This is a genomic window from Mesorhizobium sp. J8 (assembly GCF_016591715.1).
Taxonomy (GTDB): domain Bacteria; phylum Pseudomonadota; class Alphaproteobacteria; order Rhizobiales; family Rhizobiaceae; genus Mesorhizobium.
The window spans coordinates 4774909-4796729 of the sequence record NZ_AP024109.1; the positions used below are offsets into that span (position 1 = coordinate 4774909).

20 protein-coding genes are annotated in these 21821 nt (G+C 65.2%); 15 read left to right on the forward strand and 5 right to left on the reverse strand.

All coding sequences use genetic code 11. The features are described from left to right. Positions 1–3 precede the first annotated feature (3 nt). Positions 4–2190, forward strand: coding sequence for a thiamine pyrophosphate-dependent enzyme (locus tag MJ8_RS22840; RefSeq protein WP_201410974.1), 2187 nt, complete (start codon positions 4–6; stop codon positions 2188–2190). 3 nt (positions 2191–2193) lie between these two features. Here the strand turns inward: MJ8_RS22840 and MJ8_RS22845 are convergent, their stop codons facing one another. Together MJ8_RS22845 and MJ8_RS22850 are read right to left on the reverse strand one after the other, a co-directional pair. After that, complete coding sequence (locus MJ8_RS22845; RefSeq protein ID WP_225247999.1) at positions 2194–2994, reverse strand: SDR family NAD(P)-dependent oxidoreductase; 801 nt, start codon at positions 2992–2994, stop codon at positions 2194–2196. Next, complete coding sequence (locus tag MJ8_RS22850) at positions 2961–3881, reverse strand: aminotransferase class IV (RefSeq protein ID WP_225248000.1); 921 nt, start codon at positions 3879–3881, stop codon at positions 2961–2963. The genes MJ8_RS22845 and MJ8_RS22850 overlap by 34 nt, the downstream gene beginning before the upstream one ends. A gap of 133 nt (positions 3882–4014) precedes the next feature. On the opposite strand from MJ8_RS22850, the gene MJ8_RS22855 reads away from it, so the two are divergent. Further along, positions 4015–4569 carry a VOC family protein gene (locus MJ8_RS22855; RefSeq protein ID WP_201410975.1) on the forward strand — a complete coding sequence of 185 codons (555 nt, stop codon included), beginning with the start codon at positions 4015–4017 and terminating at the stop codon, positions 4567–4569. 81 nt (positions 4570–4650) lie between these two features. Continuing rightward, positions 4651–5331 (forward strand): GntR family transcriptional regulator, encoded by a 681-nt coding sequence (locus tag MJ8_RS22860; RefSeq protein WP_201410976.1) that lies wholly within the window; start codon positions 4651–4653, stop codon positions 5329–5331. An 83-nt stretch (positions 5332–5414) separates the two neighbouring features. Here MJ8_RS22860 and MJ8_RS22865 read toward each other — a convergent pair whose 3' ends face one another. Together MJ8_RS22865 and MJ8_RS22870 are read right to left on the reverse strand one after the other, a co-directional pair. Beyond that, complete coding sequence (locus MJ8_RS22865; RefSeq protein ID WP_225248001.1) at positions 5415–6878, reverse strand: NAD-dependent succinate-semialdehyde dehydrogenase; 1464 nt, start codon at positions 6876–6878, stop codon at positions 5415–5417. Between the two features lie 11 nt (positions 6879–6889). Beyond that, the gene (locus MJ8_RS22870) at positions 6890–8257 is read right to left on the reverse strand and encodes an aminotransferase (protein WP_201410977.1); all 1368 of its coding nucleotides are present in this window, start codon (positions 8255–8257) and stop codon (positions 6890–6892) included. Between the two features lie 103 nt (positions 8258–8360). Here MJ8_RS22870 and MJ8_RS22875 point away from each other — a divergent pair, with 103 nt between their 5' ends. The 3 genes from MJ8_RS22875 (at position 8361) to MJ8_RS22885 (ending at position 11002) form a co-directional block, all read left to right on the forward strand. Further along, positions 8361–9248: a transketolase gene (locus MJ8_RS22875; RefSeq protein ID WP_201410978.1), complete on the forward strand. Its 888-nt coding sequence runs from the start codon at positions 8361–8363 to the stop codon at positions 9246–9248. Then, the gene (locus MJ8_RS22880; protein WP_201410979.1) at positions 9245–10222 is read left to right on the forward strand and encodes a transketolase family protein; all 978 of its coding nucleotides are present in this window, start codon (positions 9245–9247) and stop codon (positions 10220–10222) included. Before MJ8_RS22875 ends, MJ8_RS22880 begins: the two co-directional genes overlap by 4 nt. 102 nt (positions 10223–10324) lie before the next feature. Then, positions 10325–11002: a GntR family transcriptional regulator gene (locus tag MJ8_RS22885; protein WP_201410980.1), complete on the forward strand. Its 678-nt coding sequence runs from the start codon at positions 10325–10327 to the stop codon at positions 11000–11002. 106 nt (positions 11003–11108) lie between these two features. Here MJ8_RS22885 and MJ8_RS22890 read toward each other — a convergent pair whose 3' ends face one another. Then, a complete protein-coding gene (locus MJ8_RS22890) occupies positions 11109–12341 on the reverse strand; it encodes an aminotransferase class III-fold pyridoxal phosphate-dependent enzyme (protein WP_201410981.1) in 1233 nt (410 codons plus the stop codon). 108 nt (positions 12342–12449) lie between these two features. Here MJ8_RS22890 and otnK point away from each other — a divergent pair, with 108 nt between their 5' ends. The 9 genes from otnK (at position 12450) to MJ8_RS22935 (ending at position 21812) form a co-directional block, all read left to right on the forward strand. Further along, entirely contained in the window at positions 12450–13727 is a 1278-nt protein-coding gene (otnK, locus tag MJ8_RS22895) for a 3-oxo-tetronate kinase (RefSeq protein ID WP_201410982.1), read from the forward strand. After that, positions 13727–14377 carry a class II aldolase/adducin family protein gene (locus MJ8_RS22900; protein ID WP_201410983.1) on the forward strand — a complete coding sequence of 217 codons (651 nt, stop codon included), beginning with the start codon at positions 13727–13729 and terminating at the stop codon, positions 14375–14377. Before otnK ends, MJ8_RS22900 begins: the two co-directional genes overlap by 1 nt. 127 nt (positions 14378–14504) lie before the next feature. Then, positions 14505–15215: a GntR family transcriptional regulator gene (locus MJ8_RS22905; protein WP_201410984.1), complete on the forward strand. Its 711-nt coding sequence runs from the start codon at positions 14505–14507 to the stop codon at positions 15213–15215. Positions 15216–15573: 358 nt separating this feature from the next. Next, on the forward strand, positions 15574–17061 hold the full coding sequence (locus MJ8_RS22910; RefSeq protein ID WP_225248323.1) for an ABC transporter substrate-binding protein: 1488 nt from the start codon (positions 15574–15576) through the stop codon (positions 17059–17061). A 30-nt stretch (positions 17062–17091) separates the two neighbouring features. Next, positions 17092–18105: an ABC transporter permease gene (locus tag MJ8_RS22915; protein ID WP_201410986.1), complete on the forward strand. Its 1014-nt coding sequence runs from the start codon at positions 17092–17094 to the stop codon at positions 18103–18105. Between the two features lie 68 nt (positions 18106–18173). Continuing rightward, positions 18174–18938, forward strand: a complete 765-nt coding sequence (locus MJ8_RS22920) for an ABC transporter permease (RefSeq protein ID WP_412177122.1) — start codon at positions 18174–18176, stop codon at positions 18936–18938. Beyond that, positions 18938–19921 carry an ABC transporter ATP-binding protein gene (locus tag MJ8_RS22925; RefSeq protein WP_412177123.1) on the forward strand — a complete coding sequence of 328 codons (984 nt, stop codon included), beginning with the start codon at positions 18938–18940 and terminating at the stop codon, positions 19919–19921. Before MJ8_RS22920 ends, MJ8_RS22925 begins: the two co-directional genes overlap by 1 nt. Beyond that, the gene (locus MJ8_RS22930; RefSeq protein ID WP_412177124.1) at positions 19918–20943 is read left to right on the forward strand and encodes an ABC transporter ATP-binding protein; all 1026 of its coding nucleotides are present in this window, start codon (positions 19918–19920) and stop codon (positions 20941–20943) included. Before MJ8_RS22925 ends, MJ8_RS22930 begins: the two co-directional genes overlap by 4 nt. Before the next feature lie 23 nt (positions 20944–20966). Next, on the forward strand, positions 20967–21812 hold the full coding sequence (locus MJ8_RS22935) for an SMP-30/gluconolactonase/LRE family protein (protein WP_201410989.1): 846 nt from the start codon (positions 20967–20969) through the stop codon (positions 21810–21812). Positions 21813–21821: the final 9 nt, after the last annotated feature.

Here is a 21821-nt window from a genome sequence, read left to right on the forward strand (position 1 = left end):
CGGATGCCTGACTACACGACTTTGGCCTCATCGGCTTCTTGGCGCGAGCTCCGTACGACGCGCGGCGACTGGGACGATGCCGGCCCGGCTGTGCTGGAATCGATGCTGGTTTCGGCTCATCTGATCCGCGCTTTCGAGGAGAAAGTGCTGGATCTCGCCGGCCAGGGCCTGGTGCATGGTCCGGCTCATTCCGCCGTCGGCCAGGAAGGCGGCGCCGTCGGTTCGGCCGCTCTGATGCGCGCCACCGATCAGGTCAATGGATCCCATCGCGCGCATCACCAGTTCCTCGCCAAGTCGATCCGCTATGTCGCGCCTGCGGGATTGGCCCCCGCCGGCGATTTCTCGCCGGCCATTCGCGGCTTGGCCCAGAAGGCGCTCGCCGAGATTCTCGGCCTCGCGCAGGGTTTCTGCCGCGGTCGCGGCGGCTCGATGCATTTGCGCTGGGCAGAGGCCGGCAATCTCGGCACCAACGCCATCGTCGGCGGCGGCGTGCCTTTGGCGGCGGGCGCGGCATGGGCGCATAAGCGTGCCGGCAAGGGCGACGTGGCCTTTGCCTATTTCGGCGACGGCGCCGTCAACATCGGCTCCGTCCTGGAAACGATGAACATCGCCGCCGCCTGGAAGCTGCCACTCTGTTTCTTCATCGAGAACAACCGCTATGCGGTCTCGACCCATGTCGAGGAAGCGACGGCCGAGCCGCGCCTGTCGGCACGCGGATCGGCTTTCGCCATTCCCGCCTGGAAAGTGGACGGCATGGATCCCCTCGCCGTCTATCTTGCGACCAAGGAAGCCATGGAACTGATGCGCGACGGTGGTGGGCCGGCCATCATCGAGGCGGACGTCTATCGCTATTTCCATCAGAACGGTCCCCTGCCCGGCAGCGCCTTCGGCTATCGCGACAAGGCCGAGGAAGCGGCGTGGCGGGCGCGCGACCCGCTCGACCGGCTGGCAAATGAAATGGAACAGCGTCAGATCATCGGCGCCAGCGGCGTTTCGGCGCTACGCGAACGCGCGCTCGCGCTGATGGCCGATGTCGCGGCCGAACTCATCGAGCAGGTGGACGGCAAGAACCGGATCAAGCCCGCGCTCTGGCCCGACGAAGGTTTTCGCGACCACGGCATACGCGGCGATCTTTCAGAGCTATCCGGCCAGCGCACGGAGGAGCTTGAAACCTTCGGCGGCGCGATCGACGGCAGCGCCAAATTCATCGACGCGGTCGCCAATGTCATGCATCGGCGCATGGCGACGGACGACCGCATCGTGATCATGGGCGAGGATGTGCATCGGCTGAAGGGCGGCACGAACGGCGCGACGCGCGGCCTTGCCGCCGCTTTCCCGGACCGGGTGCTCGGCACGCCGATCAGCGAAGCCGCCTTCACCGGGCTCGGCGGCGGTATCGCCATGGACGGCCGCTATGTTCCGGTCGTCGAGTTCATGTACCCCGACTTCATGTGGGTGGCGGCCGATCAGGTCTTCAACCAGATCGGCAAGGCGCGCCACATGTTCGGCGGCGATATCGACGTGCCGCTGGTGCTGCGCACCAAGGTCGCGATGGGCACCGGTTACGGTTCGCAGCACTCTATGGACCCGGCCGGCATCTTCGCCACCTCGCCCGGCTGGCGCATCGTCGCCCCTTCGACGCCGTTCGATTATGTCGGGCTGATGAACAGCGCCCTGCGCTGCAAGGACCCGGTGCTGGTGATCGAGCATGTCGAGCTTTACAATTCCACCGGTCCGGCGCCCGTCGACGATCTGGACTACTTCATCCCGCTCGGCAAGGCCAAGGTGGTGCGCCGGGGCACGGCGATGACGATCCTCACCTACCTCGCCATGGTGCGGCCGGTGCTCGAGGCGGTGGAACGCCTCGGCATCGACGCCGAGGTCATCGACCTGCGCTCGCTCGACCACGCCGGTCTCGACTGGCAGACCATCGAAGCCTCGATCTGCAAGACCGGCAATGTGCTCGTCGTGGAGCAAGGCGCACGCGGCACGTCCTATGGCGGCCTACTCGCGGCCGAAATTCAGAACCGCTGCTTCGACTGGCTCGACCAGCCTGTCCAGCGTGTCCATGGCGGCGAGGCTTCGCCGAGCATCTCCAAGGTTCTTGAGGCCGCCGCTTGCGCGCGGCCCGCCGATATCGAACGGGGTCTGCGCCAGGTCATGGCCGATCAGGGGCGGCCGCTGAGCTGAAAGTCAGGCCTTCGGATCGTCGCGCGGCGTCATGAAGCCGGCGGTCTCGCCGCCGTCGACGCTGAGCACCGCACCGTTGACGAAGCTTGCGGCCGGCGAGAGCAGCCAGCCGACCGCCTCCGCGACATCTTCCGGCGTGCCGAGGCGCGACGCGGGAATGCGCTTTTCCAGTTTCTCGCGCCTTCCCGGGATGGCCAGCGTCTTCGCCATCATCTGCGTGGCGATCTGACCCGGGCAGACGGCGTTGAAGCGCACCTCCGAGCCATATTCGAGCGCCAGCGCTTGCGTGAGGCCGATCAGGGCCGCTTTGGAGGCGGTATAGATCGCGAGTCCCTCCTCGCCGACAAGGCCTGCCACCGACGAGATCGTCACCACGGCGCCGCGCGCGGCCCGCAGGCCCGCGAGCGCATGACGCGTGAACAGATAGGCCGAGGTGGCGTTGGCCGTCATCGTCCTGTTCCAGTCATCGAGCGTCGTCTGGTCGAAGGCGGCGCGCCCGCCGGCGCCGGCATTGTTGACCAGGCCGGCGATATGTCCGCCGCCGATCTCCAGCGCGACGTCGACCGCGCGCTTGCAATCGGCCTCGCTGGTCGCATCGCCTGCGGCAAAGACCGCATCTGGAACCGCGGCAATCACATCATCGGCGGCGGCCCGGTCGCGCCCGGTAAAGACGACCCGCGCGCCCTCCGCCGCCAGCCGCTCGACGCAGGCCGCGCCGATACCGCGCGTGCCGCCCGTCACCAGGAAGACGCGCTCAGCGTCCTTGGCGCTCAGGCCGCCGCTCCGTAATCGATGAGAGTGCAAAGCGGCCCTTCCCTGTGCGCGGCCCAGTAGAGGTCGTGGATGCGGTTGGTGACCGGCCCGGGCTTGCCGTTACCGTAGATGCGGCCGTCGAGCACCGTCACCGGCATGATGCCGCCGGCCGAGCTCGAGATGAATATCTCGTCGGCCGCGCGCAATTCCTCGATCGGCAGCGGCCGCACCTCGCAGGCAACGCCCGCCTGACCCGCAAGCTCCATCACCGTGCGGCGCGTCATGCCCTCGAAGACGCCGCGCTCAGGTGTGGTGATGACGTTTCCCTTCACCGCGAAGATGTTGAAGCCGGCGCCTTCCGTGACGTTGCCCTTGCCGTCGTTGAGCACTGCGACGATGGCATCCTTGTCATAGGCCTCGAAGATGCCCATCGTCAGGTCGAGCCAGTGGAAATTCTTCAGGCGCGGATCGAGCGATTCCGGCGGGATGCGCTGCACCGAACTCACCACCATCTTCAGCCCATCGCGCCGCTGCTCCTCATTGGCGATCCACACGAAGGGCTGCGCGAAGGCATAGAACCGGTTCTGGCAGAGCCGGGGGTCACGGGTGCCGGCCGGCGGCACCCCGCGCGTGCAGGTCATCTGCACATAAGCATCGCGCAATCCGGTCCGGCGCACGCATTCGACCAGAATGTCGGCTATCTCGGCCTTGGACAGCGGCAGGCTCATCCGCAAGCCGCGCATCGAGGCCAGGAAGCGCTCGATGTGGTCGTCGAGCCTGAAGAAACGGCCTTTCCAGACATGGGTGACGTCATAGGTCGCATCGGACCGCACGAAGCCGCGATCGGTGATCGGAACGGCCGCCTCCGCGAGCGGCATATAGCTGCCATTGACATAGGCCATGCCCAATGCCGGATCGTAAGCGGTCCTGTCTGTCATGAAATCCTCCACCAATGTCGAATCTTACTATTGGATACAATCCTCTGGATTTATTCGGCCAGATCGTCTAATTTTCTTGCCAAGCGGCATACATTGGATACGCTCGTGCCGGATTATAGATGCCGGACCAGCAATGCCTCATGACATCAGCCATGCCTGCAACGGCCTTCCGGGCCTGCGGGGCACCGATCATATCGGCTTCACAGTTCCCGATCTCGACGAAGCCGTCCGTTTCTTCGTCGAGGTGATCGGCTGCGAGCCGTTCTACGAGCTCGGACCTTTCCGGTCCGACGGCGACTGGATGGAAACCCAGCTTAACGTCCATCCCAGAACGGTGATGAAGCGGCTCAAATTCCTGCGCTGCCGTCACGGCTCCAATTTCGAGATCTTCGAATATTCCGCGCCCGATCGAAACGCCTCTCAGCCCCGCAACAGCGACGTCGGCGGACACCACCTCGCTTTCTATGTCGACGATATTGACGAGGCCGTCGCCTATCTCAAGGCGCGGGGCGTGCGCGTGCTCGGCGAGCCGACGGTGCGCACCGAGGGGCCGAGCGCCGGTCAGAGCTGGGTCTATTTCCTGAGTCCCTGGGGCATGCAGCTCGAGCTGGTCTCCTTCCCCACGGGCAAGGCCTATGAGCGCGAGACGGACCGCCGGCTCTGGCATCCGGCCAGCCCTCATCTGTGAGCGGTTGGTTCGTGCCGATTCCCAGCCGCTCGCCGATGCACTAACATCTTCGGGATGGACACGGTGCGGGGAACTGAGATCATGGCCGGCAGACGCGCGGGTGGCGGAACCGAAAGCAACGGCGCCGCATTGGCCAGCGGCCGCGTCACCGATGCGCTGCGCAATGCCATCCTGTCGGGGCGGCTGCGGCCGGGCAGCCGCATCCGCCAGGAGGAACTCGCCGAGGAATACGGCATCAGCCGCATCCCGGTGCGCGAAGCTCTGAGGCAGCTGGAAAGCGAGGGGCTGGTCATCCTCGTGCCCAACAGCGGCGCCTGGATTTCCAAACTCGACCGCGCCGAATGCATCGAGATCTACAAGATCCGCGAGCGGCTGGAGCCGCTGGCGCTTTCCGAAAGCAGCGTCAATCTTTCGCCCGAAACGCTTGCACGCCTGGAAGACCTCGTCTCGCGCATAGAAGCCGCCGGCAGCATCGACGAGTTCCTGCAGCTCGACCGCGAATTTCATCTCCTGAGCTATGAAGGCGCGCGTATGCCCCAACTCGCCCAAATGATCCATAAATTCTGGAACACCACCCAGCAATACCGCCGCGCTTTCGCCGCGTCGGCCGGCAAGGCCGGCATGGCGGCGGTGCATCACGAGCATCGGCTTATCCTCGAAGCGCTGAAGCGGCGCGACGGCGAACAGGCAGGCCTCATCCTTTACGGCCACATCCGCCGCACCCGCCTGCAGTTGGAACAGCACACCGAGATGTTCGCCTAGCCCGGGCACCGGCGGGAACCCATTCCTTTTGTTTTGAGCATGATCTTTCCCGAAAACCGGTTCCCACTTTTCGGGATCATGCCCTAGAATCCCGCTTGGCTGATGAACTTCGTGACGAGATAGGCTTCCAGCGCTTCCGAGCCGCCTTCGGAGCCGTAGCCACTGTCCTTGACGCCGCCGAACGGCACTTCCGGCAGGGCCAGGCCGAGATGGTTCGTCGTCAGCATGCCGGTCTCGATCTCGGCGCCGAGCTCGGTCGCCGTCTTCAGCGACCGGGTGAAGGCATAGGCCGCGAGCCCGTAGGGTAGCCGGTTTGCCTCGGCCACCGCCTCGTCGAACGTCCCGAACGGCATGATCAGGGCCACCGGGCCGAACGGCTCCTCATTCATGATGCGCATGCCGGGGCTGAGATCGCTGAGCACTGTCGGCTCGAAGAAGGCTCCCTTGTTGCCGATGCGCTTGCCGCCGGTCTCAAGCTTGGCGCCCTCGGCCACCGCTTCGGAAATCATCGCCTCTACGGCTTGCAGCCGCCGCTCGTTGACCAGCGGCCCCATGCGCGTGCCTTCGGCCAGCCCATCGCCGACCTTGAGGCCGCGTGCGTGGCCGACGAGCTTGTCGATGAACGGCGCGTAGGATTTCTCCTGGACGAGGAAACGCGTCGGCGAGACGCAGACTTGGCCGCCATTGCGGAACTTGGCCGCCGCCAGCAGGCTCGCCGCTTTGTCGAGGTCGGCATCGTCGAAGACGATCGCCGGCGCATGCCCGCCGAGTTCCATGGTCACGCGCTTCATATGCTGCCCCGCAAGCGCGGCGAGTTGCTTGCCGACGGGGACGGAGCCGGTGAAAGACACTTTCCGGATCACTGGATGCGGGATCAGGTAGCTCGAAATCTCCGGCGGATTGCCATAGACGAGGTTGAGCACGCCGTCGGGAAGGCCGGCGTCCTTGAACGCGTCGGCGAGGCAGGCGGGCGAAGCCGGCGTTTCTTCCGGCGGCTTGACGATGATTGAGCATCCGGTAGCCAGCGCGGCCCCGATCTTGCGGATCGTCTGCGACACCGGGAAGTTCCATGGCGTGAACGCCGCGACCGGCCCGACCGGCTCGCGCACGACCAGCTGATGGACGTTGCTGGCTCTCGCCGGCACGATGCGCCCATAGGTGCGGCGCCCCTCCTCCGCGAACCAGTCGAGGATATCGGCCGACGCCATAACTTCGATCGTCGCCTCGCTCAGCGGCTTGCCCTGTTCCAGGCTGAGCAGGCCGGCGATCCTGCCGGCACGCTCGCGCATCAGCCGCGCCGCCTCACGGATCACCTTTCCGCGCTCGAAGGCCGAGACCTTGCGCCAGATCCTGAAGCCGCGTTCGGCCGCCGCAAGCGCCCTGTCGAGATCGGCTGCGCTTGCCATGGCGACCGAGCCGATGATTTCGTCGGTGGCCGGGTTGCGAACCTCGAGCGTCTTGCCGCCAACGGCCGGCCTCCACTCGCCGTCAATGAAAAGCCCGACCTCGGGATACATGGTTTTGCCCTGTCTGATGGTGATTGTCATGGAGCCAAGCCTCAGAGCGAGAGGCTCTCCCTTGTGTCTTCGATGGCGAGGAAAAGCGCGCGGACGAGTTCGTCGATCTGGTCCGGCTCGATGATGTAAGGCGGGCAGAGCGCCAGCACGTCGCCCATGTTGCGCAGGATGATGCCGCGTTGCCGGCAGGCGCGTTCGACTTGAGCGCCCACCCTGGCCTCGGCCGGAAAGCCCTGTTTCGTGCGCCGGTCGGCGACCAGCTCGACGCCGGCCAGCAGGCCGACGCCACGGACCTCGCCGACCATCGGATGATCGGCGAGCGCGTCGCGCAGCGCTGCCAACATCCGCGCGCCCAGTATCCGAGCGCGGGCGACGACATCGATCTCGTGATAGATGCGCAAGGCTTCGGCGGCGACGGCCGAGGCGACAGGATGGCCCGAATAGGTGAAGCCATGTCCGAAGACGCCGTTGCGGTGCGCTTCGTCCGCAATCGACTGATAGGTCGCGTCCGACACGACCACGGCGGCGATCGGCAGGTAGCCCGAGGACAATCCCTTGGCGACCGAGAACATGTCTGGCTTGAAATCGAAGGTCTGGCTGCCGAACCAGTTGCCGGTCCTTCCGAAGCCGCAGACCACTTCGTCGGCCAGAAGCAGGATGTCGTGCTTGTCGAGCAGCTTGCGCAGCCTGGGGAAGTAACCTTGCGGCGGCACGATGACACCGCCCGCTCCCATCACCGGCTCGGCGATCATGGCGGCGATCGTATCTGGCCCGGCCGCCAGGATCATCGCCTCCAGTTCGCCGATCAGGCGGTCCGTGAACGCCTCCTCGCTCTCGCTCTCCTGTCCTTCCCGGTAGAAATGCGGCTTGCCGGCATAGAGGATGTCGTCGGTGCTCATGCCGAATGAGCGGTGCATATGCGGCAGGCCGCTCAGCACCGCGCCCATCACCGTGCTGCCATGGAAGGCTCCGCTGCGGCTGATGATGCGCCGCTTCCCGGGCTTGCCGCGCGCCGCCTGATAGTACCAGGCGAGCTTGATCATGGAATCGTTGGCTTCCGAGCCCGAATTGGCCAGGAATATCCTGCAATCCGGAATGGGCGAGACCGCCGCGAGCTGCTCGATCAGGTCGATGCAGGGCTCGTTCGAACGATGGTTGAAGGTGTGATAGTTGGCGAGCTTGGCGAATTGCGCGGCCGCCGCGGCGGCCAGCCTATTGTCGTTGAAGCCGAGCGATGCCGTCCATAGGCCAGCCATGCCTTCGATATAGCGGTTGCCGGCATCGTCGCGGACATAGACGCCGTCGCCGCCGGAGATGATCAGCGGCCCATCCTGCTCGTGCCGCCGCGGGTCCGTCTGCGAATGCAGATGCAGGCTCATGTCGATCGGCCGAGCCGAATTGTGCAGCATTTCCTGTTCCCTGGAGCCGGATGATTGTTCTTGCGGCTCAACCAAATATCTTATAACTTATAAGTTGTCGAGGGTCGATAAACCGAAATGGAGGAGATTGAGCATGGCGTCCTCAGGCGCGGGCCGATGGCCGAGCAACAGCGGCGATGACGAGATCTCGGACGAGCAGGCTGCCCGACTGCGCGAGCGCGCCCGCTTCGTGCGGCTGGAGACGATCCGGCTGATTTCGATCGCCAAGGTCGGCCACTATTCGTCAGTTTTCTCCTGCGCCGAGATCTTCTCGACGCTCTACTACGACACGATGCGGCTGCGCCGCGGCGAGCCGGGCTGGCCGGATCGGGACCGCTTCCTGATGGGCAAGGGCCATGCGGCGGTCGGCCAGTTTCCGATCCTGGCCGACCTCGATTTCTTCGACCGTTCCTGGCTCGACGATTACACCCGCCTCGGCAGCCCGCTCGGCGATCACCCCGATATGCGCAAGGTGCCCGGCGTCGATTTCAGCTCCGGCTCGATCGGCCATGCCCTGTCCAACGGCGTCGGCATGGCGCTCGGCGGTCGCTTCCACGGAAAGGGCTTCAACGTCTTTGTCCTGCTCGGCGACGGCGAGATGCAGGAGGGCCAGGTGTGGGAGGCCGCGATCAGCGCCGCCACCCATCGCTTGAGCAAGCTCGTCGCGATCGTCGACCGCAACGGATACCAGCTCGACGGCAAGGTCGACGATGTCGCCGCGGTCGAGCCGCTGGACGAGAAGTGGCGCGCCTTCGGCTGGGAAGTGCATGAGGTCGACGGCCACGACGTCGTCGCGCTCGCCAACCTGCTGCGCAAGGTCAAGGCCGACACCAGCCGAGAAAAGCCCTGCTGCATCATCGCCAGGACGGTCAAAGGCAAAGGCATCGACTACATGGAAACCGAACCCGGCTGGCATCTCGGCTATCTCGCGCCGGAAGACGAAGCGCGCGCCCGCGCCATGATCCTGGAAGGTGCGGAATGAGCGCGGCCCTGCATCCCGACAGCTGGCAGTACCGCGAGCTCAACAAGCGCGCGCCCTCGCTGGCAACCCTCGCCGACACTTTGATCGAGCTCGCCGAAGCCGGCCATCCGGTCGTCGCTGGCACCGCCGACCTGCAGCACTCCAACGGGCTCGTCGGCTTCGCGCGGCGCTTTCCCGAACGCTTCACGCAATTCGGCATCTCCGAGCAGAACATGGTCTCGGCCGCAGCCGGCATGGCGACGACCGGGGTCATGCCTTATGTCGCCACCTTCGCGTCGTTCCTCGCGCTGCTCTGTTGCGAGCAGATCCGCATGGACGTCGCCTATTGCGCACAGCCGGTCCGTCTGATCGGTCACCACACCGGCATTTCGCTCGGCTTCTACGGCACCTCGCACCACGCGACGGAAGACATCGCCATCATGCGCTCGATCGCCGACCTCACCGTCGTCTCGACCGCGGATGGCCCGCAGTTCGCCGCGGCGCTGCGCGCTTCCGTCAATCATCCGCAGCCCATCTATTTCCGCATCTCGCGCGGCCACGATCCCGTCGTTTACCCCGACGACGCGCCGTTCGAATTCGGCAAGGCGGTGGTCCATGGCATCGGCAACGACCTCACCATCATCGCCTGCGGCATGGCGGTGCACTCTTCCAAACAGGCGATGGAGGCCTTGAACGACAAGGGCCACTCCGTCGGCCTCATCGACATGCATACGATCAAGCCGCTCGACCGCGCGGCGGTGATGCAGGCCGCACGCAAGTCGCGCATCATCCTCACCGTCGAGGAGCACAATATCCTCGGCGGCCTGGGTGGCGCCGTAGCCGAAGTCCTGGCAGAGGAAGGTGGCGGCGCACGGCTAGTCCGGCATGGCATCAAGGACGAGTACAGCCTCATCGCGCCGCCGACCCATCTCTACCGTCACTACAAGCTCGATGCTGCGGGTGTCGAAAGCGTCGCGCAATCCCTGCTAGCTTAGCAGGCCGACAATACAAGGAGAGAAAAAGCGTCTATTGGTTATATCTTGTAGAATCACCGCCGGCAGAAGACGCCAGACAACAATGCCGAGGAGACCTTTGCCATGAACATTCAGCCGCTTGAGCAAGGCAATCTGTCCGCGCGCGCTTATGTCGCCCTTCGGGAAGGGTTGATCGCGGGGCAGTTCCGGCCGGGCCAGCGCCTTGTGATGCAGGATCTTGCCGACCAGCTCGGCACCAGCGTCACCCCTGCCCGCGAAGCTTGCCTGCGGCTGGTCAGCGAGCGCGGCCTGGAGCTGCGCTCGGGTCGCTTCGTCACCGTGCCGGCGCTGACTCTGGCGCGCTACATGGAGGTGCGCACCATAAGGCTCGCGCTGGAAGGCCTCGCCGCCGGGCTCGCGGCGCAGAACGCGACGAAGGATGACATCGATACGCTGACCGCCATCCAGAAAGTGTTCGAGAAAGCGGACCGAGCCGGCGATCCGGAACTCTCATTCCGCTACAACCGCGACTTCCATTTCACCGTCTACCGGCTTTCCGGCATGGAAATGCTTGTCGCCCATATCGAGAGCCTGTGGGTTTCGATGGGGCCGATGCTGACCGTCTTCTTCAAGGAAGGCGAGCATAAATATGTCGGCGCCGCCGAGCACATGACGGTGATCGAGGGCTTGCGCGAGAAGAATTCGGAAAAGGCCCGCGCCGCGATGGAGCGGGACCTCATCCTGGGCGGCGAGGATTTCCTGCGCTTCCTGCAGGAACACGAAGGCTTCGTGGCGCCCTGACCCTAGAGCAATTCCAGGAAAAGTGTGAGCGGTTTTCCGTCCGGAATTGCGTAAAACAAAGAGATGGGGTGTTTCGCCGTTTCATTGAAACGGTGAAACGCACCCGTCAGGCTTGCAGCCGCGCGACCGCTGCCAAAGCCTCGTTCGTAACCGACAGCGCCTCGTCGATATCGGCCTCCCGGTGGGCAGCCGACAGGAACAGCGTGTGCGCCGGATGCAGGTAGACACCGCGGGCGAGCGCTTCCAGGCAGAACGTGTCGCCGAGCCTCCGATCCACATCGTTCTCAAACAAAAGCACCGGCATCTGCACCGGCCCGCTTTGCCGCAAGGGCACGCCGTGTTTTCGCGCCTGCGCATCGAGGCCGTCGCGGAAGCGCTGGCCCATGGCCCGCATATGCGCCACCGCGTCGACCGCGCTGAGCTTCCGGATCGTGGCGATGGCCGCCGCCATCGACACGCCGGCGGTCCAGAAAGAGCCTGTCGTGAAGATGCGCGTCGCTCCCTCGCGGAAACGATCGTTGCCGGTGACGGCGGCCAGCGCATGGCCGTTGGCGATCGCCTTGCTCCAGGCGGCCATGTCGGGCCGCACGCCGACCGGTTCCCAACTGCCGCCCATATCGAGGCGGAAGCCGGCGCGCACGTCATCGACGATCAGCGCTGCATCGGCGGCGTCGGCGAGCGCCCGCGCCTTTCGCGCGAACGCTGCGGTCGGCAATTCATGCGGCTTGCCAAGGTCGTGCTTGAAGGCCGAGACGAGGATCGCAGCGAGATCACCCCTGCACTGCTCGGCCGCCACATCGAGGCTCTCGACGTTGTTGTAATCGTAATAGACCAGATGCGCGCGGTCTTCCTGGGTAACGCCCGCAACTGATGGCGAGCACCACGGAATGGCGCCGTGATAGGCGCCGCGCGCGACCAGGATCTTGCGGCGCCCGGTGCCCGCGCGGGCGATCGTCAGGCAGGCCGTCGTGGCGTCCGTGCCGTTCTTCGAGAACATCGCCCAGTCGGCATGCGGGACGGTCTCGACCATCAGTTCCGCCAATTCGACAAGCCGTTCGCTCGGCCCGTTCATCGCATCGCCAAGCGCGCGCTGCCTGTCGGCCGCCGCCTCGACGTCGGCGTCGCCATGGCCCAGGATCATCGGCCCCCAGCCGCAGAGGAAATCAATGTACTCGCGCCCGTCCACGTCCCAGGTGCGGCACCCTTGGGCACGCGAGAAATATTGCGGATAGCCGACCGGCAGGCGCGGTGCATTCTGATGCCCCCACATGCCGCCCGGAATGACGCGCTTTGCCCGGACACGCAAGGCGCCGTCGATGCTCTTCGAATGCTGGTCCATGCAAGGATGCCCCCGTCCGGCGTCGTTCCGCCCGACTCGCCAAGACTTGTTTGCAGCATTCGATATATCATGTATCATCCCCACACAATAGTTTGGGACGCGGAGAAAATGCAGCCTATCATCGGCGTCGTTGCCGACGACCTCACCGGCGGCATGGAAACGGCAGCGATGCTGGTGGCGCTCGGCGTCGATTGCGGCTTCGTGACCAGGGCCGCCCTGGTCCGGCATTTCGCCGATTCGCCAGCTGTCGTCGTCGCGCAGAAGACCCGCGTCGTTTCCGCCGCCGAGGCCGTGCGGAAATCGGAAGAAGCGGCGCAGCGGCTGCTCGACATCGGCGCGAGGCGGCTGTTCTTCAAATATTGCGCCACCTTCGATTCGACCGACGACGGCAATATCGGTCCGGTGGCCGACAGTCTGCTGGCCCTGACGCGGGCTTCCCATACCGGCTTTTGTCCGAGCTCCGGAGATCTCGCGCGCAGCGTCTTCCAGGGCCATCTCTTCGTCGGCGCGCAGCTCGTTTCGGAATCGCCGAAACGGCACGATCCGCTCACCCCGATGACCGATCCCAACCTGGTGCGCGTGCTGCAGCGGCAGTCGAAGCTCCCTGTCGGCCTGTTGCCGCACAATGTCGTGCGGGCGGAGCCCGCCAGCCGTCAAGCCTATCTCGACCACCTGGTCGCGCAAGGTGTCCGGCACGTCATCATGGACGCTATCTATGCGGAAGATCTTGCCGCGGTCGCCGCGCTGACCGTCGACTGGCCGCTGATGACCGGCAACGCGCCGGTCGTCCGCCACTACCCGGCGCTCTGGCGCAAGCGCGGCTGGCTGAACGACGCGCCGCCGAAGCGCCCTCTGCCGGCGGTCGAAAGCCCCGGTGTCGTGCTGGCAGGCAGTTGCGCCGAACGGACGTTGGAGCAGCTCGCCGCGTTCGAACGGACAAGGCCTGTGCACCGCATCGACATCGCTTCGGTCGCAAGCGTCGATGCGGCGGTCGGGAAGGCGCTCGACTGGGCGGGCACACATCTTGAAGGCGGCCCGATCGCGATCGCCACCTCCGCCGGCCCCGAGCAGGTCGGCGCCGCACAGGCAAGACATGGGCGCGAAGGCGCGGCAAGCTTCGCCGAGGCCATTCTTGGCCGGCTCTCCGTGCAACTGCGCAAGCGCGGCGTCCGGCGCTTCCTCGTCGCCGGCGGCGAGACGTCCGGCACGGTCGTCGAGCAGCTTGGAATAGATCGCCTGAGGATCGGCGCCTACCAGGGTCCAGGCATCGCGCGCGCGACGACGGAAGAAGGCGAGATCGTTGCGCTCAGCCTCAAATCGGGAAAGCTGGGCCCGGTGGACATGTTCCTGCCGACGCTGGAATCCATGCGGCATCCGGAGCACTGATGATCGACGAAGGCAATCTTCCCAACGCCATTGTCGAAACGGTCCGCCGTCTGCAGGACAAGGGCTTCAATCACGGCAACAGCGGCAATGTGAGCCGCCGCCTATCTGGCGGCATGCTGATCACCCCGACCGGAGCAAACAGCGCCAATCTCACGCCGGACCGGCTCGTCCATGTCGATGCCGCCGGCGTCGTGACGGGTGAATGCATCCCATCCAGCGAATGGCACATGCACGCCGCGATCCTCAATGCCTACCCAGCGGCCAACGCGGTGATCCATACCCATGCCGATGCCTGCGTGGCGCTCGCCTGCCTGCGCAAGCCGCTGCCGTCTTTCCATTACATGGTCGCGGCCTTCGGCGGCACCGATGTGCGCTGCGCCCGCTACGCCACCTTCGGCACGGTCGACCTCGGCGCATCGGCGGTCGAGGCGCTCAAGGATCGCACCGCCTGCCTGCTCGCCAATCACGGCATGATCGCCATCGGCAAGACACTGGAAGCCGCCTTCCAGACCACGGTGAAACTGGAGACGCTGGCGCGTCAGTATCTGATGGCGTTGCAGGTCGGCGAGCCAGCCCTGCTTCCCGAAGCGGAAATGGAGCGGGTCGGAAAACGATACGGCAACTACGGAACGGGTTTGTTGCCGGGCTAGCAAGCACGGAGGCACCGTTCTTATGAACTGGATTTTCGAATGGCTGCGGGCGCGCGATATGGACAGGTCCGGCGGCGTATGATCTTGAGAACCATTGGCCAGATGCGAGAAGCGAGTCCGCTGACGAATGCAGAACCTGCCTGAGATCCAGGCGACGAGCCTGTCTTCGCAGATCTACCTGCGTCTTCGCCAGGAGCTGATGTCGGCGCGCCTCCATCCCGGCGACCGGCTGAAGATCCGCGATCTCGCCCAGCAGCTCGGCACCAGCGAAACGCCGGTGCGCGAGGCCATCTTCCAACTCGTCAAGGACGGCGCGCTGGAAATGAAGCCGGGCTACTACATCCGCGTGCGGCGGATCAGCCTCAAGGAATATTTGGAGCTGCGCGACATACGGCTGGTGCTCGAGCCTTATGCCGCGGCAAAGGCAATGCCGCATATCGACGAGCCGTTCCTCAAGACCCTCGAGGATATCCACCACAAGCTGATCGAGGCCGAGCGCACCAAAGATTACGCGGCCGCACTGCAGTACAATTACGACTTCCACTTCGCGGTCCATCGCAAATCGGAAATGCCGCATCTGATCGAGATGATCGAGAGATTGTGGATCCAGGCCGGCCCGCTGCTCAGCCTGCTCTACCCGCATGGCCACCCGACCTATGAAGGCCAGCACCAGCACGTCAACGTGATCGCCGCCCTGCGCGCCAAGGACGAGGCGGCGCTGCGGCACGCCTTCGAGCAGGACCTGATCGAAGGCGGCCGCAAATTCGTCGAGCACCTCGCCGCCATCGAGAGCAAGGAAGACGCCGAAGACGAGCCGCCACGGCGGTCGCGGCGCTAGAGCAATTCCAGGAAAAGTGTGAGCGGTTTTCCGTCTGCATAAAAACAAAGAGCTAGAGCGGTTCGCCGTTTCCGTGAAACGGTGAACCGCTCTAGCCGGCACCTTTCAGAAAACCCGACATCAAGGCCCCGCTCCGCCCGATGAAATCTCCGGACGGGCCGCGGGTACACAGCCTTTTCGCCGCGCTCCAACGCTTTCGTCCGCCCTGTTTTCACCGCTCGCCACGCGGCGCGGAAACCTCATTATGCAAGCTTGCGACCTTGATCATATATGATATATTCTATTTCCAGAGTTCAAAAATAAGGGGAGAACAATGAAGCTTCGCAATGGGATTCTGGGACTGGCGCTCGGCCTTTTGATGGGCGGCGTCTCCCACTCGGCCTTCGCCGACGACGCGTCCACCTTCGTCTATGCCGATGCCGGCGAGCCGAGCACCATCGATCCGGCCAAGGCCAATGTGAACTGGGAGTTCACGGTCACCCGCAACATCTACGATCGCCTCGTCGACTTCGACCTCTCCGATCCGTCCAAATTGCTGCCGGCGCTGGCGACGGAATGGACGCAGGACGGCAAGGTCTGGACCTTCAAGCTGCGCGACGGCGTCACCTTCCACGACGGCACCGCCTTCGACGCCAACGACGTCAAGGCGACGCTCGACCGGCTGCTGAAGATCGGCCAGGGCCAGTCCTATCTGGTCGACGACATCGCCAGCGTCACCGTGGTCGATCCCAAGACCGTCAAGATCGAGACCAAGGCGCCGACCGTCTTCCTCGCCTCGAACCTCAGCCGCATCGAGATGCTGTCCGACGAGGACATCGCCAAGCACAAGGACGACCTCGGCCAGGCCTGGTTCAACGAGAACGCCAACGGGACCGGCCCCTACGAATTCGTGTCCTGGACGCGCGGCACGCAGATCGAGCTGAAGCGCAACGACAAATGGTGGGGCAAGTTCCCGGAAAAGCCCTTCGACCGCGTGCTCGACCGTTTCGTCACCGACGGCGCCAACCGCGCCCGTGGCCTTGAAGGCGGCGAGTTCGATCTCGCCAATTTCGTGCCGCTTGACGAGGCGCTGCGTATCGGCACCAGCAGCGGCTTCCATCTCGTCGAAGGCAATAATCTGTGGGCCTGGCCGGCGATCTATCTCAACATGGATCTGGCGCCGACCAACAACAAGGATTTCCGCGAGGCGCTGGTCAAGGCGTTCGACTACAACGCTATGGTGCAGTCCTTCCAGGGCAAGGCCGAAGTCGGCCGCGGCCCGGTCCCGTCCTGGTTCCCCGGCAGCCCGGAAAAGGAAGAGGCCGAGATCAAGACCGACCTCGACGGTGCCAAGGCAGCACTTGCCAAATCGGGGCTCGCCAACGCCAAGATGAAATGCTCGGTGCCCGCCGGTTTCCCGGAATTCCGCTTCGCCGCGACCGTGCTTCAATCCTCGGCCCAGCAGCTTGGCGTCACCGTCGAGATCGAGGAGCAGCCCTTCGTCGAGGCGATCACCGCCATCAAATCCGACAAGAGCAACTGCTTCGTGCTCGGCAACGCCAATCTGAGCCCATCCGACGCGACCAAGTTCTTCTCCGCGCACTATCTCAAGGGCGGCTTCTACAATTCCGGCAAATTCTTCGACCAGACGCTGCAGGACCTCGTGGCCAAGCTGCCGACGATTTCGGACGCCGCCGAGCGCGGCAAGCTGCTCAAGCAGGCGGCCGATATCGTGGTGGACTCCCACTACATCATCTGGACCGCGCGGCCGAAGACCGTTGTGCCCGAGCCTGATCGGATCGGCGGCTACCGCATCGACCCGGCCGAGTACATCAACGCCCGCTTCTGGGAAATGTACAGCAAGTGACAGCGGGGTGAGCATGCGGACGGCACGGTTGTGATCGCCTTCCTGTTGAAGCGTCTGGTCTGGGGCCTTGTCGTCCTCATCGCCGTCGCGGTCATAACCTTCTTCCTCAGCCGCGTCGTTCCGGCCGACCCCGCGGCCTTCCTGGCAGGCCAGAACGCCTCCGAGGAGACCGTGCAGCGCATCCGCGTCGAGCACGGTCTCGACCGGCCGCTGCCGGAACAGTTCGCCTCCTATATGATCGGCCTCGCCAAGGGCGACCTCGGCGAGTCCATCCGCACGCGCCGCAGCGTCAGCACCGACCTCAAGCAGTATCTGCCAGCAACGCTTGAGCTCCTGGTCGTCAGCTTCGTTCTCTATCTGGTGGTCAGCTTCTCGCTGGCGGTGCTTGCCGCCCGCCGCCCCGGCGGCGCGGTGGACGGCGCGATCCGCCTCATCACCATGATCGGCACCGGCATCCCCGTGTTCTGGCTCGGCATGACGCTGCAGTTCTTCTTCTTCTACAAATTGCACTGGCTGCCGCTCGGCGCGCGCTTCCCCATCCGCGAGACGGCGCCGCCTGTGGTCAGCGGCTTCCTGCTGGTCGACTCCCTGCTGGCCGGCAGTCTCACGGCCTTTCTCGCCAGTCTGAAGCATCTGACGCTTCCTGCCGCGACCATCGTCGTCAATCTGCTCGCGGTCGGCACGCGGCTGTCGCGCGCCGCCCTCATCCAGGAGCAAAGCCGGCTCTATGTGCGTACCGCCCGCGGCAAGGGCCTGTCGCCCAACCGCATCCTGTTCAAGCACATCTTGCGCAATGCGCTTTCGCCGATCCTGACGGCGACCACCATGCAGTTCGGCTACATGATCAGCTGGGTGATCCTGGTCGAGGTCATCTTCGACTGGCCCGGCATCGGCCTCTATGCCTACCAGTCCTTCCAGGTTTTCGACTATTCGCCGGTCATCGCGCTGGCAATCGTGTCGACGGCCGGCTTCGTGATCATCAACCTGGTGATGGACCTTCTCTATCCGGTGATCGATCCGCGCGTGCAGAGTGTCGGCTCATGAGTATTTCCACCCAGCCCGCGCGCCGGACCACCGCAAGACCGAAGGGCGTGCTCTTGCCGCTGGCGCTGCTGGTGCTGGTGATCCTTGCCGCCTTCACCCTTCTGCCCGGCCTGATCGCGCCGCACGATCCGATCGCGCTTGCCATGGCCGACCGGCTGAAACCACCGAGTCTCACGCATATCTTCGGCACGGACGAGGGCGGCCGCGATGTCTTTTCGCGCATCGTCTACGGCACCCGATATTCGCTAGGCGTGGCGACCGCCATCGTCTTTGCCTCGGCTTTGTTCGGCGTGGTCTATGGCGCGGTCTCCGGCATGGCGCGCCAGGGCATCGACAATCTGATGATGCGCATCGTCGACCTGTTCTTCGGTTTCCCCGCGCTGGTGCTGGCGCTGGCCGTCGCAGCCTCGATCGGCCGCGGCCTCGACAGCGTGGCGCTTTCGCTCGCCATCATCTGGTGGCCTGGCTATGCGCGGCTGGTGCGCGGCGAGGTGCTGCGCCTGCGCGAGCGGCCGCATGTCGAGGCCGCCCGCGCGCTCGGCGTCTCCGAGATGACCATCCTGCGCCGCCACATCATCCCCTTCGTTGTCCAGGAGGTGAATGTGCGCGTCACCACCGACATCGGCTACGCGCTGGTCGCCGTCACCGCCCTTTCCTTCCTCGGCCTCGGCGCCAATTCGCCGACGCCGGAATGGGGCCTGCTGATCCGCGACTCGCGCCCCTATTTCGGCTCCGCCTGGTGGTATCTGGTCTTTCCCGGCACCATGATCATGCTGACCGCCACCGCCTTCTCGCTGATCGGCGACGCACTCGCGTCGAGGCGGGCCGCATGATCCTGTCGGTCCGCGACTTCGCAATCGGCTTCCAGCGCGCGGGCCAGAGCCTTGTCGCGGTAGACGGCATTTCCTTCGATGTCGCCGAGGGCGAGACCTTCGTCATCATCGGCGAGTCCGGCTCGGGCAAGTCGCTGACCGGGATGTCGATCGCGGGCCTCCAGCCGCCCACCGCCTTCGTCTCCGGCTCGATCCGTTTCAAGGACCGCGAGATGCTGAAGCGGCCCGATGCCGAATTGCGCAAGCTGCGCGGCCCGGAGATCGGCCTGATCTACCAGGACCCGCTGAGCTCGCTGAACCCGGTCTGGCCGGTCGGCGACCAGATCGCCGAGACGCTGACCGCGCACGGCCTTGCCGGCCGCGCCGAGGCAAGAAGGCGCGCCGTGGAAATGCTGGAGCGCGTGCGCATTCCCGACCCGCGCCGCGTCGCCTCCGCCTATCCGCACGAGATCAGCGGCGGCATGCGGCAGCGCGCCATGATCGCGATGGCGCTGGCCGCCGGCCCGAGCCTGCTGATCGCCGACGAGCCGACGACGGCGCTCGACGTCACCATCAAGGCGCAGATGCTGGAGCTGCTTGCCGAACTGAAGCGCGAGCTTTCGCTGACGATCATCCTGATCACCCACGACATGGGCGTGGTCGCGGAGGTAGCCGACCGGATCCTCGTGCTCTATGCCGGCCGCATCGCCGAGGTCGGGCCAGCCGACGCCATCATGCTGCAGCCCTCGCATCCCTACACGGCGGCGCTGATGACCAGCGCCATGATCTCGCAGACGCCCGCCAAGCAGGAGCTCAACGCCATCGTCGGCGGCGCCCCCGGGCTAGGCGCCTTCCCGTCGGGATGCCGCTTCCATCCGCGCTGCCCTCGCGCACAGGACGACTGCAGGGCCATCGAGCCGACGCGGCGCAAATTCGGCGCAGCGGAGCTTGCCTGCCATCATCCGATCGAGGCGGCGATGCCTCTCCATGTCGCGAGGAGCTGACCATGGCGCTTCTCGAGCTCAATACTGTCTCGAAGACCTTCTCGCAGCGCCGCGGCGGCCGCGCCGTGCAGGCGGTGGCCGGTGTTTCGCTCACCGTGGGCAAGGGAGAAACGTTGGGGCTGGTGGGCGAGAGTGGATGCGGTAAGTCCACTCTTGCCCGACTGGCGCTCAAGCTGGTCGACGTGACGGACGGGCGCGTGCGCTTCGACGGCGTCGACGTGACCGGCTTCGCCGGCCGTCGCATGCTGCCGATCCGCCGTCGCCTGCAGGCCGTGTTCCAGGATCCGCTCGCCTCACTCAACGCGCGCATGACCATTGCCGAAGTGATGCGTGAGCCGTTCGATACGCATGGCGTCAAGCTTGGCGCCGGGCTCGAGACGCGCATTCGCGAGCTTCTCTCCTTCGTCGGATTGGAGAACATCGACATCCAAAAGCTGCCCGGCCAATTTTCCGGCGGCCAGCTGCAGCGCATCGCCATCGCAAGGGCGCTGGCGCTCGAACCGGAAATCATCGTTGCCGACGAGCCGACCTCCGCGCTCGATCCGTCGATCCAGGCGCAGATCGTCAACCTGATGCTGCAGATCCAGCGCAAGCGCGGCATCTCCTACCTGATCATCTCGCATGACCTCGACGTGATCGGCCATGTCGCCGACCGCATCGCGGTTATGTATCTCGGCACCATCATCGAACAGGGCACGGCCGACGAGATCATGCGACAACCGCTGCATCCTTACACGCAGGCGCTCTTGTCGGCCGCGCCGACGCTTGCCGCGCGTCGCCAGGTCGGCTGGAAGCGTATCATGCTCACCGGCGATCCGCCCAATCCAGCCGACGTGCCACCCGGCTGCAGGTTTCATCCGCGCTGCCATTTGGCCCGCGACATCTGCCGGGAAAAAGTGCCGCCGCTGCGCGCCATGCCCGGCACCGGCCAGATGGTGGCCTGCCACCTCGCGCCCGACGAGACGGCGCGCACCGGCGCCGAGGTCGGACGCGCGCGGCGTGGGCTGGCTGTGGCAGGTTAGAAGCACACCGAAGGGAGGGAGCAATGAAACGGTCGAAGGAAATCCATGTGACGGGCCTGGGCTTTCCGGAGGGACCGGTGGCGCTTCCGGACGGTTCGATCGCCTTCGTCGACCTGCTGCACGCCAAGGTCCGCACCTTCAAGGACGGCGCCGTGCGCGAGTTGGCAACGCTGCCCGGCGCGCCGAACGGCATGCGGCTCGGCCCCGACGGCGCGCTCTACATCTGCAACAATGGCGGCCTCGCGCCGGAATCGTTGGAGAAGCTGCATTTCGCCGAGCCGATGATCCCCGGCTGCATCCAGCGCCTGCGGCTCGATGGCCGCTGGGAGAATTTTGCCGACCAGTTGCCCGGCGCAAAGCCTTCGCGGCCGAACGACTTGATCTTCACACCCCAGGGCGAGATCGTCTTCACCGATCCGCAGAACTGGGAGGTGCTCGGCGCCGACGGCCCGGCCTACCATGGCGGGCAGTTGCTTGCGGCGGGACGGGACGGGAAGGTCTGTGCGCTGGCCAAGATGACCGGCTTCCCCAACGGGCTGGTGTTCCATCCCGACGGCTCGCTGATCGTCGGCATCACCATGGAGCATCGTCTGCTGCGCTTCGACTGGAACGGCGGCAGCGTCGGCGCGATGACCGAATGGGTTCGTTTCGACGGCCGCTTCAATCCCGACGGCATGGTCTTCCATGACGGCCTGCTCTACGTCACCGGCAGCACCGGCGACCGGGTCGCAATCATCGACGCCACAGGCCGGCTCGTCGAAATGATCGATTGCGGCCAAGGCAGCGACCCGACCAATTGCTGCGTCCATCACGGCCGGCTCTGGGTGACGCTCGGCCTGCCCGGCCAGCTCGTCTCCTACGCTCTTTGACCAACGCCT

Bases quoted from the DNA above. Each gene is read 5' to 3' on its own strand.
- MJ8_RS22840 (WP_201410974.1), top strand. From the start codon at position 4: ATGCCTGACTACACGACTTTGGCCTCATCGGCTTCTTGGCGCGAGCTC.
- MJ8_RS22850 (WP_225248000.1), bottom strand. From the start codon at position 3,881: ATGACAGACAGGACCGCTTACGATCCGGCATTGGGCATGGCCTATGTC.
- MJ8_RS22855 (WP_201410975.1), top strand. From the start codon at position 4,015: ATGCCTCATGACATCAGCCATGCCTGCAACGGCCTTCCGGGCCTGCGG.
- MJ8_RS22860 (WP_201410976.1), top strand. From the start codon at position 4,651: ATGGCCGGCAGACGCGCGGGTGGCGGAACCGAAAGCAACGGCGCCGCA.
- MJ8_RS22865 (WP_225248001.1), bottom strand. From the start codon at position 6,878: ATGACAATCACCATCAGACAGGGCAAAACCATGTATCCCGAGGTCGGG.
- MJ8_RS22870 (WP_201410977.1), bottom strand. From the start codon at position 8,257: ATGCTGCACAATTCGGCTCGGCCGATCGACATGAGCCTGCATCTGCAT.
- MJ8_RS22875 (WP_201410978.1), top strand. From the start codon at position 8,361: ATGGCGTCCTCAGGCGCGGGCCGATGGCCGAGCAACAGCGGCGATGAC.
- MJ8_RS22880 (WP_201410979.1), top strand. From the start codon at position 9,245: ATGAGCGCGGCCCTGCATCCCGACAGCTGGCAGTACCGCGAGCTCAAC.
- MJ8_RS22885 (WP_201410980.1), top strand. From the start codon at position 10,325: ATGAACATTCAGCCGCTTGAGCAAGGCAATCTGTCCGCGCGCGCTTAT.
- MJ8_RS22890 (WP_201410981.1), bottom strand. From the start codon at position 12,341: ATGGACCAGCATTCGAAGAGCATCGACGGCGCCTTGCGTGTCCGGGCA.
- otnK (WP_201410982.1), top strand. From the start codon at position 12,450: ATGCAGCCTATCATCGGCGTCGTTGCCGACGACCTCACCGGCGGCATG.
- MJ8_RS22900 (WP_201410983.1), top strand. From the start codon at position 13,727: ATGATCGACGAAGGCAATCTTCCCAACGCCATTGTCGAAACGGTCCGC.
- MJ8_RS22905 (WP_201410984.1), top strand. From the start codon at position 14,505: ATGCAGAACCTGCCTGAGATCCAGGCGACGAGCCTGTCTTCGCAGATC.
- MJ8_RS22910 (WP_225248323.1), top strand. From the start codon at position 15,574: ATGGGCGGCGTCTCCCACTCGGCCTTCGCCGACGACGCGTCCACCTTC.
- MJ8_RS22935 (WP_201410989.1), top strand. From the start codon at position 20,967: ATGAAACGGTCGAAGGAAATCCATGTGACGGGCCTGGGCTTTCCGGAG.